Below are 18,170 nucleotides of genomic sequence, written 5' to 3' on the forward strand. Positions count from 1 at the left end.
TTATGAAAGAGAGGACCTTAGCATGAAGAAAAAAGGTAATTTTAGAAAAGTAGTATCTGGCTTGCTGGCAGGCATGACAATGCTAAGTACAGTGTTATCTCCGATGACAGCATATGCAGCGGAGATCCAGCCAGAGAAAAAACCGCCACTTTATGAGGACGTGAAAGACCTTCTGGATGAAGATGAGGTGGTGACTGCCAAAGATTATGAAATCGAAACAGGCAGTGTATTTGATGTGAAATCAGATTACACAGGACTGGAAATCAAGGATGATAACAAGGTCAAAGTCACATTCGAGGAAGCAAAGAACGACAAGGATGAGGATTTTACGACAGATCATGCGGACACTTACAAAGCGGTCTATTATGTGGAACCGGTAAATCAGGAGCATCCGAAGTACCAGATCAGCCGAAAACTGATTGTGCGTGAGAAAGCAACAGAAGCTCAGACAGAGGTGGCAGGGAGTGAAGCAGTGACCGAATCCGAAAAAGCTGTAAGTGAACAGCAGACAGAGGAAGCGGAGGATTCCGAAGCAGACTCGGAGGTTACCGATATTGACGCTGATGAATTTGATGATTTGGTAGAGCAGGCACAGAACCAGGATACCTATGATGAAGAATCAGGGTTAGAGCTTCATGATGTTTTGGAACAGGCAGGAGACGAAGGTGTGGATCTTGATTCTATGGAAGAAGGAGAGATTGCAACATTTGAAGCAGTTTCAGCTTATTCAGCAAGAAGTACACAGCAGGTAACAATTGAAAAAGGACCACTGTATAGATATGCAGATTATAATCTTGGAACCTACCTGACAGAGCCGTACTATATCAGCTACGGAAGCGTCAGAGCAATTGCGTATTGTGTACAGCCAGCAAAGCCAGGACCTGGATCTGGAAATTATACAATTACAAAGATTGGAGACAATCAGGCGTTAGCAAAAGTGTGCTATTACGGTACAGATGCCGCAGGAAGTGAAAGCTTTTTTGCAAATAAATACACGGATTTTTCAGAAGGAAAAAGATTCATCATTATTCATATGGCTGCATCATATGCCAACGGAAGTAGTGATGCCTTTTACGGAACAAATGCTACAGGAGAGGCTTTGGCAAAAGAACTCTATAATTATTGTGTGAATAAGCCGGAAATACCAGATGTAGCGATGTCATTTTCAAAGCCGAATGTAAAAGCTTATGTAGATGGAAATGTTCAGAGAACGGAGAACATTCAGTTCAACGCATCTTCCCAGCAGAAAATCACAATGGACTTACCAAAAGGAGTAAAGCTCCATAATGTATCTACTGGAACCGTAAGTGCGGCAGGTGCAAGCGTAACAATTGGAGGAGGAACCACGTTTTATCTTTCAGCGCCTCTGACACAGACAAAAGATGTAAGCGCTACTTTTTCTGCAAAAATGAAGGGAAGTATTACAAAAGATTATTCAGCATATAAACTGACTACGAATGCAAGTGTTCAGGATCTGGCATTTGTGTTTGGAGAAGGTGTCGCTGATGAAAAATATGTAAGCTTAAAGGTGTCCTGGATTGAACAGGCTACGATTGAAATCGTAAAGAAAGACGACACGGCGGATGTTAATCTTGCAGGTGCAGTATTCGGTGTATACAGCGATGAGGCTTGTACAAAGCTGATCACTCAGATGCCGGCAACAGATAAGAATGGAAAATCTTCTGTTACGATCATCAAGACACAGGATACTGTTTATCTGAAAGAGATCACAGCACCACAGGGATATGTAGTAAATGCAACGGCAACAAATGTAAAACTGGTAGCAAGTAAGACTTCATCGGTAACCGTGGAAAATAAGGAACAGCTGGCAGAGCTTACCATTTACAAAGAAGGACAGGTTCTTACCGGAGCAGATGTCAGTGAAAATGGAACGGTATTTCAGTATGAAAACCGCAGACAGAAAAATGCAGTGTATAACGTGTATGCCGGGGCAGATATCGTAACAGCTTATGGCACAAAAGTGTACAGCAAAGGTGACCTTGTAAAAGAAAATCTGACTACAGGAGAGAATGGTTCTGTCACATTGAAAAACCTGCATCTTGGAACCTACGTGGTAAAAGAAACAAAAGCACCAGACAATTTCTATAACGGCAGCGAAGAAAAGTCAGTGACTCTAACTTATGCTGGTCAGAACAAAGAAGTTGTATTTGCAGATGTGACTTTTAACAACGAGAGACAAAAAGCAGATGTTTCCGTAGTAAAACAGGATAAAGACACCAAGAAACCACTGAAAGGCGGTATTTTTGCTCTGTATGCATCCGATGATATCAGAAATGCAGACGGAAGCGTTGTTGTGAAAAAAGGAACGCTGATTGAGAAAGCAACTACTGGCGCAGACGGAACTGCAAAATTTACAGCAGATCTTCCGATTGGATATTCCTATTCTGTAAAAGAAGATCAGGCACCGGAAGGCTATGTAAGAAATACAGAAGATGTGTATACGTTCAAGTTTTCTTACACCAATGATAAAGAAGCAATCGTATCATTTGCCCATACCTTCAGCAATGACCGTGTGACAGCAAAGATCAATTTATTCAAAGTAGATAAGGAAACAGGAAAAGCAGTACCACAGGGAGATGCCACACTGAAAGGTGCAGTTTATGGTCTGTATGCCCGTGAAGACATCGTGCATCCGGATGGAGCAACTGGAACTATTTATAAAGCAGGAGAACAGGTAGCTTCTCTTACAACAGATGACAAAGGACAGTCTTCTGTAGATGGCTTATATCTTGGCAAATATTATGTCAAAGAGATTACACCGCCGACCGGATACCTGGCAGATACAGAAGAGCATGATCTTACGTGCAGTTATGAAGGAGATATGACAGCGGAAGTAAAAAGAGAGTGCACTTCCAGTGAGCAGGTCATCAAGCAGCCATTCCAGGTCATCAAAGCAGCCAACAATGGAAAGACCGATGCAGATCTGTTGTCCGGCGCAGGATTTACTGTTTATCTGAAATCTTCCCTCACAAAAAAAGCAGACGGAAGTTATGATTTTGATTCTGCCAAACCTGTAGTGAGTGGCGAAAATGGAGCAACTGAGATTTTCACAGATGAAAAAGGATATGCCTGCAGTATTCCATTACCATTTGGAAGCTATATCGTGCGTGAAACTACAACACCGCACAACTACAAGCCAGTCGATGATTTTGAAGTGAATATCACAGAACATCATCCGAATGAGCCACAGATCTGGCGAGTGCTTCTGGATGAAGAGTTTAAGGCAAAACTGAAAATCGTGAAAAAAGACGATGAAACAAAGAAATCCGTATTGATTGCCGGAACAGAATTTAAGGTATATGACCTGGATAACAAAAAGTATGTGGAACAGGTAACAACTTACCCTGTGACAACCACTCACAAGTCCTATTTTACGGACAGCCAGGGATATCTGATCATGCCGAAGAATCTGAAGATCGGACATTACCGGATTGAGGAAGTCAATGCACCGGAAGGGTACACAATCAACAAGAACTATGTAGAGATTGCAGTGGATGCAAACACAGCATACCAGATGGATTCTGAGAGTGGAGATGCCATTATTACGGTAGATTACGAGAACCATCCGGTAAAAGGAAAGCTGACGATCTATAAAAAAGGTGAGATGCTGACCGGATACAAGAAGGATTTTGTTTATGAAGAAAGATACCTGAAGGGTGCATCATTTCATGTCTATGCAGCTGAAAATATCTTTACGCCGGATTATCAGAAAGATGAAAACGGAAACAGACAGCTGATCTATGCAAAAGATGCATTGGTAACAACGGTAACGACCGGAGAAGACGGAAAAGCAGTTGCTGAGAATCTGCCGCTTGGTTCTTACTATGTGGTAGAAAAGACTGCACCGGAAGGATTCGTTCTGAACAAGGACAGATCTGATGTCATATTTGTCTATGCAGATCAGGATACACCTGTGATCGAACAGGAAGTGACTGTTGGCAATGGCCGACAGAAAGTTGCAATCCAGGTAGAAAAACAGGATGCAGAAAATGGTGCAACCGTAGCAGGAGCTGTCTTTGGTATCTATAACAAAGCGGATATTAAGGTGGATGGAAAAGTAATCGTGAAAGCAGACACACTCTTACAGGAAATGACTTCTGATAATGATGGTCTTGCAGTATGTACGCTGGATCTGCCACTTGGACAGTATTATGTGAAAGAGTTAAAAGCACCGGCTGGATTTGTATCCTCTGATGAAATTCTGAATCTGGATGCTTCTTACCAGGGACAGGATGTGAAGACAGTAAAACTGAAAACAGTGAAAAAGAACCAGCCGACAACAGTAGAAATCACGAAATCTGATGTAACAACAGGTGTGGAGCTGGATGGGGCAAAACTCACCGTTCTTGATAAGGAAGGAAATGTTATGGATCAGTGGACTTCTGTAAAAGATCAGCCACATGTGATCAAACGACTGACAGTTGGTAAGGAATACACCCTTCGTGAGGAAATGGCACCTTATGGATATCTGAAAGCAATGGATGTGAAGTTCACGCTGAAAGATACAGCCGAGATTCAGAAAGTAGAGATGAAAGATGAAGTTCCGACAGGACTTCTGATCATCAACAAAAATGGAGAGTTTTTGGATAAAGTGACACTTCTGGACCATGTAAAAGGTACTGTGGAGCATCTCTTTGAATATGTAACCGGAAGTCTTACAGATGTAACTTTCGATGTATTTGCTGCGGAAGATATCAAAGCGGCAGATGGTGTCAGCGAAGATTATTTCAAAGCAGATGAAAAAGTGGGAACCATTACCACGGATTCCAATGGTATTGCACAGATGGGAAATCTACCGGCTGGCAAGTACTATGTGAAGGAAGTAAAAACTGCCCATGGTTATGTGCTGGATAAAGAGCCGAGATATGTTGACCTTTCCTACCGTGATCAGGATACACCAGTCATCACTTATGATGAAAAATGGCAGAATGCCCGTCAGAAAGTAAAGGTTACGGTTCTGAAGAAAGAAAAAGACACAGAACGTGTTCTTGCAGGTGGTGTCTTCGGTATTTATACCAGTGAAGATATTAAAAATGCAAAGGGCGAGGTACTTCTTGAGAAAGACAGTCTGATCGAGCAGCGAGTAACGGATGAAAAAGGACAGATTACTTTTACGGCAGATCTTCCGGTAGATGGAAAATACTATGTGAAAGAAATCTTTGCGCCGGACGGATTTGTTACAACAGAAGAAGTACAGGAATTTACCTTTGAATATGCCGGAGAAGACCAGGCAGAAGTAAGCTACGACTTTACTTTTGAAAATCAGCCAACCACAGTGGAACTGTCCAAAACAGACCTGACAACAGGTAAAGAACTTCCAGGTGCACACCTGAAAGTAACGGATTCAGATGGCAATACAGTAGATGAATGGACTTCTACGGAAGAATCCCATGTGATCAAAGAACTGGTTGTTGGTAAGGAATACACCATGACAGAGACAAAACCGGCAGATGGATATGTCACTGCAGAAAGTATTACCTTTACAGTAGAGAATACAGCAGAAATTCAGAAAGTAGAGATGAAAGATGATGTGACAAAAGTAGAGATCAATAAGACGGATATCACAGGAGAAACTGAGATTCCAGGTGCGAAACTGACGATTCTCGATAAGGATGATCAGGTAGTAGAGAGCTGGACTTCCACAGAGGAAGCACACTATATCGAAAAACTGCCAATCGGTAAATATACCTTACGTGAAGAGCAGGCACCGAAAGGATATCTTCTGACAGCCGATGTGACATTTGAGGTGAAAGATACCGGAGAAATCCAGAAAGTGGCTATGAAAGATGATACTACCAAGGGAAAAGTGATTCTCAATAAGACAGATAAATCGTCAGGAGAACCATTGAAAGGGGTAGAATTTGAACTCCGTGACAGCAAAGGAAAGGTTCTGGAAACCTTAAAGACAGACGCTGCCGGTCATGCAGAAAGTAAGCTGTATGAGATTGCCACATTTAAGAACGGCAAATATGATACAGCAATCAAGTATTATCTGGTGGAAACAAAAACACTGGATGGATACACACTGGATCAGACCAAGCATGAAGTGACATTTGCTTATGCGAATGACAGTACACCAGTCGTGGAAGTTACTTTCAATCTGACAAATGAGAAACCGGAAGTTCCAGAAACACCGAACACACCGGATACACCACAGTCCCATGAAGAGACAAAGGTATCAAATGCACCAAAAACAGGTGACAGCACAAATATCTGGTTGCCGATCCTTCTTCTGGTAATCTCCACAGGAGGTATGGCAGGACTTTATATCTGCAGAAAAAGGAAAAGTAAATAAGGAAACCAACGGTTATGATTGGGAGCTTCTATGTGAGGCTCCCTTTTTCATAAAAAAAATCACAGAAAGGAACAGAAAACTATGATGAAAGCAATGGGAAAAAGACAGGAAGCACGAAAAAGCCAGGAGAAAACTTTAAAGAGAATGATGGCTTATCAGAAGAAAGCCGAGCAGATGGTCAGTAGAAAAAGAGTGAACCATCACATGATCAGAAAGGGGTAAAAGCGTATGATGAACAGAAAAGAATTTTATGAATATGTCAAAGACAATGTAAAGGAGTATCTGCCAGAGTCTTATAAGGACGCAGAAATTAAACTTCAGGAAGTAGAAAAAAACAACGGTTTGAAGTTGACAGGTATTACGATTCCAAACGGAGATCAGAGAATCGTACCGACAGTCTATCTGGATTCCCTCTACCAGGAATATATCCATGGAAAAGATGTAGACTCTTGTGTTGGCGATGTGGCTGATATGCGTATTGAGGCACAGGGAAAAGCAGAATTTTTTGATATGGGAGTTCCAGATATTCTGGATTATGAAAAGATGAAGGACAAATTACAGATGAGAATTTGTGATAAGGAATGGAATACCGATCTTCTTGCAGATAAAGTAGTCACAGAACACGGAGATTTTGCAGCTTATTATGCAGTAAATCTGGAGGAAAATGGAGAAGGGATCAGCAGTATTCCGGTAACTGTTTCTCTGATGAACGAGTGGGGAGTATCTGCCGAACAGATTCAAGCGAATGCGATGGTGGCAGACCGAAAACGTGGTGTCACACTTATGGATATGAATGAGATTATCAAATCTATGATTTTTGGTGAAGAACCAGAAAACCTGCTGAATGAAAAAATGGATATGGAAGCCATGGAAAACCCAATGTTCTGTCTGACAAACAAAGCTAAGATGAATGGAGCTTCCCTGTTACTGCAGGAAGATATTCGTAAACAGATTGGGGAATGCCTGGGAAGTGATTACTTTGTCATCCCATCTTCCATTCATGAAGTGCTGATTCTTCCTGATAACGGCATTTTTCAGGTTCCGGAATTAAATGCGATGGTACAGGAAGTCAATGAGACACAGGTGGAAAGACAGGAACAGCTTTCGGATAAGGTTCAGTTCTGTGATAAAAAGACCGCAGTAATGGAAAATGCTGAGCGTAGAGAAGCTCGTTTGGAGAAAGAAAAAGCAGCCGAAAAAGTGGAAGTAAAAGGTGGAATCCATGGAAGACTGGAAAAAGCCAAGGCAGAGATCAAGGCAAAAGAGGCAGACAAAGTGCCAAAGAATAAGTCAAAAGATCTTGCCGCAGCATTATAAAGAGAAACAACGATGATTTTAAGGGGACTGTGCTAAGCAGTCCCTGATTTTATGAAAAGGAGTAGCACATGGCAAATAAACTATATGCAATGGAACAGCTGACGGAAGAGGTGGCAAAAGATGTGGCTGCCAGTCCGCAGGAATGGATGCGGTTCCTAAACACGGCATCCAGACTGTATAAGTATACTTTTCCAGAACAGCTTTTAATTTATGCACAGCGACCGGAAGCAACTGCCGTAGCATCCATGGAAATCTGGAATCAGAAGATGTACCGCTGGATCAAAAAGGGATCCAAGGGGATTGCCTTGATTGACAATACTTCCGGACCGAAAACGAAACTTCGGTATGTATTTGATGTGCAGGACACTTATAAAGTGCGGAATCTGGGAAAGGATCCCCAGTTATGGAATCTTCCAGTAGAAGGAGAACATCTGGTGGCAGATTATCTGCAGGAGCAGTTATCATTGGAAGAGACAGAAGGAGGACTTGCTGAAAGTCTGCATCAGGCAGCGAAGGAGAGTATGCAGGAATGGCTTCCAGATGCATTGGAAGAACTGAGACTGGACGTAACAGGGACATTTCTGGAAGAACTGGACGAACAGAATCAGGAAGTCGAATTTCGGGAACTGATGACCAATAGTGTCTGGTATGTATTACTAAACCGGTGTGGACTGGATGCACAGGAATATCTGGATGCGGAGGATTTTCGGCATATTACGGACTTCAATCAGCTGAAAGTATTAGGACATCTGGGAAGTGTAGTCAACGAAATCAGTAGACCAGTCCTGATGCAGATTGGACGATATGTTCTGAAGGATCTGGAAAATGACCTGAAAACGGTTGCAAAAGAAAAAGAAGTAGTTTATAATGAGTTTAACACGTTAATTCGTGAAAGCATAGCAAATAGTACAGCAGATAGAGAAGAAAATAAGGAGGAAGCAGACTATGAGAGAGATCAGTTACAGTCAGAACGGAGAATACCAGATTCCGGATATCAGCCTGGAGGAGACGAGAGGGACGATCGGGAAGTACGGAATGATGAGGAAAGAGTATCTGAGAAATCACAAGGTAGCCAGGTTCAACATTCTGACACTGCAGAACCGTCTGGACAGTCATCTGATGGAGATCGACAGTCAGGCAAGACAGAGAGTAGACAATCTGATGAACGAACTTCTGGAGAAAGATCCGGCACCGGACAAAATGGCAGACGGGATGGCATGGACCAGACACATGAACCAGATCAAGGCACAGGCAGAGGAGCTGGTGATTCAGGAGATTATTTACAGTTAAGTCTGTTCCCAACAGAAGAGGAACAGTTAGGAGAAATAAGGAAAGCGGCAGCTGCATTGGAACAGCCAGCCGCTTTTCTTATTTCCGATGAAGTGGTAAATGATATTCTCCGCACGGGAAGCGGACAGAAAAATACACTGTTTCATATTACAGCAAGACTGATTGAAGGTCTGGATAATGAAGAAATGCGGAGTTTTCTGAAAGATGAATATGGAACTGGAGGAAAAGGATTTACCATAGATGGGCAGAAAATCAGTATCTGGTATGACAACGATGGTATCCGTATCCGACGAGGCGACTCAGCAAGAAGAAACTTTGACCGCATGGTTACGTGGGAAGAAGCAGCGAACAGAATTCGGGATATGTATGAGGATGGAAATTACGTGGATAATTTGATTTCCAATAATGCCATTGAACAGGAGCAGGAAGAAATGACCAATCTTCTTGCACTTCATTTTCGGGATACTTGCAGAAACTGGGAAAAGAAACAATCATATTCAGACTGGCAGGATGTAGTGAGTGGAGCATGGACAGATCAAGAGGAGGCAGATGCGATTGTCTATCGTTTTGAATGGCTGCAGAAATATATGGATGAGAATCCGGGAGATTATCACCGCTGGGAGATTCAGCATAATCCGGAATATTTCCAACGCTTTCAGGATCTTCAGAGGGAGCGTTCCTGGGTAGACCAGAAATTTACGGTCGAACGTCCGGCACTATCCTTTATCACACAGGATGAAATTGACGCAGTGTTAAGAAGAGGCGGCATTACTGCAGGAGGACGTAACCGAATCTATGAGTATTTCATGGAACATCATGATATGAAAGATGCAGCTGAGTTCCTGAAAAATGAGTATGGAACAGATGGTTCCTCACCCGGAATACCAGGAGCAGATGCTTCCGACGCATCCCATGATGCAAAAGGATTAAAACTTGCAAAAGGGAAAATTGGCAGTCCAGAGGTAGAAGTTTTATTAAAGTGGAACAAGGTTGCAGAACGTGTTCGCCAGTTAATCCGCACAGATGATTATTTGTCACCGGAAGAAATGGAAAAGTACGAAGAACGACAGGAAGCACAAAGACTGGCAGATTTGGAAGAAGCACAGCAGATGTTAGGAGAACAGCTGGAGCAGGATACTTTGACAGCGGAAGATATAACTGATTTGCGATTAGTTGATTCAGAATATATGTCTGGTACCAGAACAAAAATCCACGATTTTGATTGCAAAGTTAAGGGAGAAGCGAATCGACTTCAATACACATTAGAATATCATGATGATGGAGAAGGTTTCACGATTCATACGGAAAAAGATGATATTTGGAATCGAATGTCAACACAAGAATTGGAACGTCTGGATGTAAAACTCGGACAAGAAGTACTTTATTATCATTATCACAACAAAACTGTAAATGCGGATACTTTAGATGAATTACGGGAAATCAGGGAAGAAATTATGGAGGAAGAGTCCTCGTATTTTACTGCTATTTCTCAACGTGTGTGGACAGATTATGATAAAAAAGAAAAAGAATTATCTGGAGAAGTTGAGGTATCGGAAGAAAAAGAATCTTTGGAAGAGATTAACGGAATATCAGAAACGATTCCAGCAACGAACTTCCGCATCACAGATGATGAGCTTGGGCAGGGTACAGCAAAAGAAAAGTTCCGTGCCAATATTATGGCTATCCAGTTGTTAAAGAAATGTGAGGATGAGAATCGCAATGCAACACCGGAAGAACAGGAAATCTTATCCAGGTACGTTGGCTGGGGAGGTCTTGCAGATGCATTTGATGAGACAAAAGCTGCATGGGAGACAGAATATTTGGAATTAAAGACGGTTCTTACACCAGAGGAATATGCTGCAGCCAGAGCTTCCACCTTAAATGCTCATTATACACAGCCGATTGTGATTGAAAGTATGTATCAGGTGTTGGAGAATCTGGGATTTACAAAAGGAAATATTCTGGAGCCGTCTATGGGAGTTGGTAACTTCTTTGGAATGCTTCCGGAGAATTTAAACCAGTCCAAACTCTATGGTGTGGAACTGGACAGCATCAGTGGTAGAATTGCAAAGTTGCTTTATCCAGATGCCAATATTCAGATTAAAGGTTTTGAGAAGACAGATTATCCTAATGACTTTTTTGATGTGGCGATTGGAAATGTGCCATTTGGTGCATACAAGGTCAATGACCATCAGTATGACCGCTACAATTTCATGATCCATGATTACTTTCTTGCCAAGACGATAGATCAGTTACGTCCAGGTGGCGTGGCTGCGTTGATCACAACAAAGGGAACCATGGATAAGGCATCACCGGAAGTTCGGAAATATCTGGCGGAGCGGGCAGATCTGCTAGGAGCAATTCGACTGCCGAACACAGCTTTTAAGGCAAATGCAGGAACAGAAGTCAGTGCTGATATTCTGTTTTTTCAGAAGAGGGAGAGCCTTACGAAAGAAATGCCGGAATGGATAAATCTCGATAGTGATGTCAATGGCATTACAGTCAATCAGTATTTTGTTCAGCATCCGGAAATGATTCTGGGTGAGATGAAAGAAGTGTCAGGTCCGTATGGTATGGAAACAACCTGTGCTCCAATGGAAGGTGCTGATTTGGAATTACAATTGCAAGAAGTTGTAAAACACATTAAGGGAAGCATGGTACCAGCAGTAGATGTGGAGACAGAACTGGATGAGATGCCAGAGAGTATTCCTGCTGATCCGAATGTCCGAAATTACAGTTATACGGTGGTAGATGATCAGGTATATTACCGTGTCAACTCTTTGATGAATCAGGTGAAAATGCCTGCAGCCACTGCAGAACGTGTAAAAGGCATGGTTGCAATCCGTGATACCGTTCGTGAGCTGATCGCCATGCAGATGGAAGAATTTGTCACAGACGAAGAAATCCAAAAACAGCAGGAAAAACTGAATCAGGTGTATGATACCTACACAGCAAAGTATGGAGTTATTGGAAGTAATGCTAATAAACGGGCATTTTCTGATGACTCTTCTTATTGTCTGCTGTGTTCCCTGGAAGACTTGAATGAAGACGGAACATTGAAGCGGAAAGCGGACATGTTCACCAAACGAACCATCAAAAAGGCGGTTGCTGTGACAAGTGTGGAGACAGCCACAGAAGCACTTGCTCTGTCTTTAAATGAAAGGGCTAAAGTAGATCTCCCATATATGGCACAGCTGACCGGAAAGACCGAAGAGAAAATTACAGAAGAGCTGGTTGGAGTTATCTTCAAAAATCCACTGACAGACCAGTGGGAAAGCGGAGATGAATATCTCTCCGGAAATGTTAGGGATAAATTAAATACTGCGAGAACTTTTGCAGAGAATCATCCGGAATTCACATCGAATGTGCGTGCACTAGAGGCAGTTCAGCCGAGAGATCTGGAAGCATCGGAGATTGAAGTGCGTATTGGAGCTACCTGGATTGAACCTTCGGATTATCAGGATTTTATGCAAGAAACATTGCATACACCATGGTATCTGCTTCAGAAAGAAATACAGGTGAAATTCTCTGAGGTAAATGGTGAGTGGAGGATTACAGGAAAGAATGCCGACAGTCCCAAAAATGCGTTTGCCTATGCAACGTATGGAACTGAGAGAGCAAATGCCTATAAGATTCTGGAAGATACCCTGAACCTGAAAGATGTACGCATCTATGATAAGAGTGTCAATGAGAATGGTGATGAAATCCGTGTCCTAAATAAGAAAGAAACCATGCTGGCATCACAGAAGCAGGATGCCATGAAAGCAGCATTTAAAGACTGGATTTTTAAAGATCAGCAGAGGCGTGAACGACTGGTAAAGGTGTACAATGAACGATTTAACAGCATCCGTCCCCGTGAATACGATGGTAGTCATTTGACTTTCCCAGGAATGAATCCGGAAATAGAGCTTCGTCCGCATCAGAAAAATGCTGTTGCACACCAGCTTTACGGAGAGAATGTGCTTCTGGCTCATGTAGTAGGAGCTGGGAAGACCTACGAGATGGTAGCTGCTGCAATGGAGAGCAAACGTCTGGGATTATCTCAGAAAAACCTCTTTGTCGTTCCAAACCATTTGACGGAGCAATGGGGAGCGGAGTTCCTGCAGTTATATCCGGGAGCCAATATCCTGGTAGCAACGAAGAAAGATTTTGAACCGGCAAACCGGAAAAAGTTCTGTGCCAGAATCGCTATGGGAAATTATGATGCCATTATCATCGGTCATTCCCAGTTTGAGCGTATTCCAATCTCTGATGAGAGACAGGAAGCTATGTTACGGAAGCAGATTGATGATCTGGAAATGGCAATCCAGAGTGCAAGGTATGAACAGGACGGCGGGCGTTATACCGTCAAACAGATTGAAAAGACCAGAAAAACATTGCAGACAAGATTGGAAAAACTGAATCAGAAGGAGAAAAAAGATCAGGTAGTTACGTTTGAAGAACTGGGCGTGGATCATTTGTATGTAGATGAAGCACACAGCTATAAAAATGCGTTTCTCTATACAAAAATGAGAAATGTAGCCGGGATTGCACAGAATGAAGCACAGAAATCCGCAGATATGTTCAATAAATGTCAGTATCTGGATGAGATTACCGGAGGGAAAGGCATTACCTTTGCTACAGGCACACCAATCAGCAACAGCATGACGGAATTATATGTTATGCAGCGGTATCTGCAGAACAGCAAATTACAAAATATGGGACTTGGATTGTTTGATTCCTGGGCTTCCACTTTTGGAGAAGTTGTCACGAGTATCGAACTTGCACCGGAGGGCTATACTTTAGTAAGACGATAAATAATGCGTTCCTAAATTGAAAATAGGATATCAAAATCGGTTTTGGAACTTCAAGAATTTTTTTGATTTTCTTGAAAAACAGTTCCGCTTTGTACCCCTATTTTCTCCTATTAGTAGAGGGAGTAATACTTTTAATACTAAACAGATTACATAAGGAAAGGAGGTTAAGAGAATGTCAAGGACTTCAAAGATTACAGCACTTTATGAGCGTTTATCAAGAGATGATGACCTCAATGGTGAGTCAAATTCAATCACCAACCAAAAGCAATACTTGGAAGATTACGCCCGAAGAAATGGCTTTACGAATATCCGCCATTTTACTGACGATGGTTTTTCGGGTGTGAATTTCAATCGTCCGAGTTTTCAAGAGTTGATTAAAGAAGTAGAAGCAGGAAATGTCGCAACGATTATTGTTAAGGATATGAGCCGATTGGGGCGAAATTATCTGCAAGTCGGCTTTTATACGGAAGTTCTGTTTCCACAGAAAGATGTCCGCTTTCTTGCAATAAACAACAGTATTGACAGCGATAATGCTTCTGATAATGACTTTGCCCCGTTTTTGAATATAATGAACGAGTGGTACGCCAAAGACACAAGTAATAAAATCAAGGCTGTGTTTGATGCCCGTATGAAAGACGGAAAGCGTTGCAGCGGTTCTATTCCCTATGGGTATAACCGATTAGCAACCGACAAACAAACGCTTGTCGTTGACCCTGTGGCTTCTGAGGTGGTAAAGCGTATCTTTTTGCTTGCCAACGAGGGCAAAAGTCCGAGAGCAATCGCTGAATTGCTTACCGAAGAAAAGGTTTTAATTCCGGCTGCACACGCAAAGGAATATCACCCCGAACAGTATAATGGAATAAAGTTTACAGACCCGTATCTTTGGGGAATGTCAACCATAAGAGCAATTTTGAGCAGACAGGAATATCTTGGTCATACCGTTTTGCGTAAGTCGGTCAGCACCAATTTCAAACTGCACAAAAGGAAGAATACCGATGAAGATGAGCAGTATGTATTTTATAATACACACGAGCCTTTCATCACGCAGGAACTTTGGGACAGCGTTCAGAAGCGAAAGAAACGAGCGAACAGGACAGCAGCCAAAGGTACGCATAGCAACCGTTTAAGCGGTTATCTGTACTGTGCGGATTGTGGCAGAAGAATGACCCTGCAAACGCATTACAGTAAAAAAGACCGTTCGGTGCAGTATTCTTACCGTTGCGGCGGATATGCAAGCAAAGTAAACTCCTGCTCTGCCCATTCAATTAGTGCTGATAATGTTGAAGCCTTGATATTATCGGCTGTCAAACGATTATCAAGATTTGTTCTGAATGACGAAGAAGCCTTTGCAAAGGAACTTCAAGCACTTTGGAATGAAAAGCAGACAGAAAAGCCAAAGCACAATAAATCGGAATTGCACCGTTTTCAGAAGCGATACGATGAATTGTCTAAACTTATTCGTGGCTTGTATGAAAATCTTGTTTCGGGATTACTGCCCGAAAGACAGTATAAGCAACTGATGAAGCAGTACGATGACGAACAGGCTGAGCTGGAAACGAAGATTGAGGAAATGGAAAAGGAACTGACCGAAGAAAAGACAAATACGGTTGATATTAAGCATTTCATTTCCTTGATACGCAAGTGCAAAGAGCCGACAGAAATATCCGATTTGATGTTTGCCGAACTCATTGACAAGATTGTGGTTTATGAAGCAGAGGGAGTGGGAAAAGCAAGGACACAAAAGGTTGATATTTATTTCAACTATGTCGGGCAGGTCGATATTGCCTATACGGAAGAAGAACTTGCTGAAATAAAGGCACAGGAAGAACAGATAGAAGCGGAACGATTGGCAAAACAGCGTGAGCGTGAAAAAGCCTACCGAGAGAAGCGAAAGGCGAAAAAACTCGCTGAAAACGGTGGAGAAATCGTCAAAACAAAGATATGTCCTCACTGTCAAAAAGAGTTTGAGCCTACAAGTAACAGACAGATTTTCTGTTCAAAAGATTGTTGCTATCAGGCAAGGCAGGATAAGACAAAAGCCGACAGAGAAGCAGAAAAAGGAAATCATTATTATCGTCAGCGTGTCTGTGCTGTGTGTGGCAGTACCTACTGGCCTACACACAGTCAGCAGAAATTCTGTTCCGAAGAATGTCAAAAACAAAATCACAACGAGAAATCTTTGGAATTTTACCACAAGAAGCAAAAGGAGAAATCAGGATGCAACGATTTATTACAGACGAAAGAACTGGTATCCAGTACGAACTCATCGGAGATTACTACTATCCCTGCTTGACGATAGAAAACGGAGAAACGCCTACGCTCACAAAATACGGAAGAATGAGGGAAAGATATTTGAGGGAGCATAGAAAAGTCTTATATTGCAATCTGCTTACAAGCGGAAAGTTATATGAACACCTTGCTGAAATTGATACTTCGGCGTGTGATATGGCGGAGTATCTGATAAAGGAAATGGCAAGAAAGCAGGGTGTGACGGAAGAACTGAAAGGAAAGGATATGATGAAATGGATAGGATTGATGAACAATATCCGAGCCTGTGTTGATGAGATTGTACTGAATGACATTGTGTATTCTTAACAGGATACCAGCCGAAAGAGAACTGCTGTCTTAATTGATGGCAGTTCTCTTTTTCGGGAAGTATTCAAGAAGTCATTAAGTTGTGAGTGTAATGGAAGTGGCGGAAAAGTATAACGCAAACAGGTATAAACCTCGTATCTGATATGCCATTCCCTTATATCTGGTTGTAACTTTTGTATGAACGCTATTGACAAGAAAACTTGGTATGAGTATAATTAAGGTGTGCAAAGAAAACTTGGAACGGAGGTATTCTTATGAAAAAGGAAGAAATCTTAAACGCAAGTAGAAAAGAACATCAAAATAAAGACTTGGCTGAAATGGAAATGATATATCGAGCAGGAAGTCACGCAAGTAGAGTGGGGGCTTTAGTGTGCTGTCTACTTTCTTTATTATCTTCTATGATTGCCCATACAATGATTTACAGTCCGTGGGTTATATATTTTAGTATTATTACGACACAATGGTTAGTTCGCTTTATCAAAATGAAACGAAGGAGTGATTTGCTATTGACCATTATGTTTTTCATTCTTTCCGTTTTGGCATTTGTTGGATTTGTTCGCCAAATTTTAGAGGTGAGCATATGAAAGAGCAATTACATTTGAAAAATCACTTAAAGGAAGTTCGTACAGCGGCAAATCTTTCTCAAACCCAGCTTGCAGAAATGGTAGGAGTTTCAAGAAATACCATTAGTTCTATTGAAACTGGACAGTTCAACCCAACAGCAAAGTTGGCATTGATTTTATGTATTGCTTTAGACAAGAAATTTGAAGAACTGTTCTATTTTTAGGAGGTAGTTATGGAGAACATTATGTTGTTGATTTTAGGAGTGGTCATATCTGTTATGGGAATTGTAAATATCAAAGGCAATATCAGTACAATTCATTCTTACAATAGGCGAAAAGTAAAAGAAGAAGATATACCAAAGTATGGAAAAGCCGTTGGAACAGGAACACTGATTATCGGAATATCTTTGGTGTTAGGTTTTATAGTTTCATTTTGGAGTGAAGAGATTATGGGATTTATTATTCTTCCAGCAGTTATTGTCGGATTAGGCTTTATGTTGTATGGACAAATTAAATACAATAAAGGGATTTTTTAAGCAAAGGAAACTTTGAATTATCCGAATTTCTTAATACATTTTTGAACTGAAAAACTTGATTGAAACCGTTGGTTGACACATTTCCAGGCATAGGTGGTGGTAATGCAACTATAAAAAATGCTATGATTTTGTCAAAAGGAAAGGAGAACTGACAATGAATATAGCAGATAGAATACAATATTTACGAAAACAAAAAGGATATTCGCAGGAGGAACTTGCTGATAAGGTTGGTGTATCAAGACAGGCTGTATCAAAATGGGAAAGTGAACAAAGCACACCCGATTTAGAAAAAGTAATCGTTATGAGTGAACTTTTTGAAGTCACAACCGATTATATTCTTAAAGGAATAGAACCAGTATCAACAACGAATAGAAAGACTGTTAAGGCATTGTACTTAGGATCCGTTTTAATATTTGCAACCATAGCAGGAATATGGTCTTTTGCTGCAAACCGATTTAATTATGATGAAATTCTTATGATTATTTTAGCAGGCGGTGTAGTTGGTTTAGGAATGGCTCTAATTGTTCAGGTAATCGGCAGTATAGTTTCAAATAAGAAACAATAAGAAAAGTGAAATTCCAATTTTACGCAGAAAATCAACAATTTATTCGCACACAGAAAAATATATCTGACAGAAAACATCGTAGAAATACGGTGTTTTTTGTTACCCAAAACCCCACAATTTCATACATAACCACAGGTTAGTACAAATACCTTGCGTGATTTTTTGATAGGCTTAGCAAGGGTTTTTTACCCG

General features: G+C 41.4%; 10 protein-coding genes. All 10 read left to right on the forward strand.

Going from position 1 to position 18,170, the window contains the following annotated elements; all coding sequences use genetic code 11:
• Nucleotides 1–22 precede the first annotated feature (22 nt).
• The 10 genes from GPK88_RS08120 (at nt 23) to GPK88_RS19365 (ending at nt 17,978) form a co-directional block, all read left to right on the forward strand.
• Nucleotides 23–6,316 carry a SpaA isopeptide-forming pilin-related protein gene (locus tag GPK88_RS08120; RefSeq protein ID WP_215707670.1) on the forward strand — a complete coding sequence of 2,098 codons (6,294 nt, stop codon included), beginning with the start codon at nt 23–25 and terminating at the stop codon, nt 6,314–6,316.
• 81 nt (nt 6,317–6,397) lie between these two features.
• On the forward strand, nt 6,398–6,538 hold the full coding sequence (locus tag GPK88_RS08125) for a hypothetical protein (RefSeq protein WP_215707671.1): 141 nt from the start codon (nt 6,398–6,400) through the stop codon (nt 6,536–6,538).
• A gap of 6 nt (nt 6,539–6,544) precedes the next feature.
• Nucleotides 6,545–7,633 carry a DUF5688 family protein gene (locus tag GPK88_RS08130; RefSeq protein ID WP_144167203.1) on the forward strand — a complete coding sequence of 363 codons (1,089 nt, stop codon included), beginning with the start codon at nt 6,545–6,547 and terminating at the stop codon, nt 7,631–7,633.
• 68 nt (nt 7,634–7,701) lie between these two features.
• A complete protein-coding gene (locus GPK88_RS08135; protein ID WP_215707672.1) occupies nt 7,702–13,719 on the forward strand; it encodes a helicase-like domain-containing protein in 6,018 nt (2,005 codons plus the stop codon).
• Nucleotides 13,720–13,891: 172 nt separating this feature from the next.
• Complete coding sequence (locus GPK88_RS08140; RefSeq protein ID WP_215707673.1) at nt 13,892–16,012, forward strand: recombinase family protein; 2,121 nt, start codon at nt 13,892–13,894, stop codon at nt 16,010–16,012.
• A complete protein-coding gene (locus GPK88_RS08145) occupies nt 15,937–16,314 on the forward strand; it encodes a TnpV protein (protein ID WP_161276676.1) in 378 nt (125 codons plus the stop codon). Before GPK88_RS08140 ends, GPK88_RS08145 begins: the two co-directional genes overlap by 76 nt.
• A 254-nt stretch (nt 16,315–16,568) precedes the next feature.
• Entirely contained in the window at nt 16,569–16,898 is a 330-nt protein-coding gene (locus GPK88_RS08150) for a DUF6442 family protein (protein WP_161276677.1), read from the forward strand.
• Nucleotides 16,895–17,101: a type II toxin-antitoxin system RelB family anti-toxin gene (gene relB / locus GPK88_RS08155; protein WP_015533646.1), complete on the forward strand. Its 207-nt coding sequence runs from the start codon at nt 16,895–16,897 to the stop codon at nt 17,099–17,101. The genes GPK88_RS08150 and relB overlap by 4 nt, the downstream gene beginning before the upstream one ends.
• Nucleotides 17,102–17,110: 9 nt before the next feature.
• Entirely contained in the window at nt 17,111–17,413 is a 303-nt protein-coding gene (locus GPK88_RS08160; RefSeq protein WP_161276678.1) for a hypothetical protein, read from the forward strand.
• Between the two features lie 154 nt (nt 17,414–17,567).
• Nucleotides 17,568–17,978 carry a helix-turn-helix domain-containing protein gene (locus GPK88_RS19365; RefSeq protein ID WP_161276679.1) on the forward strand — a complete coding sequence of 137 codons (411 nt, stop codon included), beginning with the start codon at nt 17,568–17,570 and terminating at the stop codon, nt 17,976–17,978.
• Nucleotides 17,979–18,170 lie beyond the last annotated feature (192 nt).

This window comes from Blautia sp. MCC269 (assembly GCF_018785655.1).
Lineage (GTDB): Bacteria > Bacillota > Clostridia > Lachnospirales > Lachnospiraceae > Blautia_A.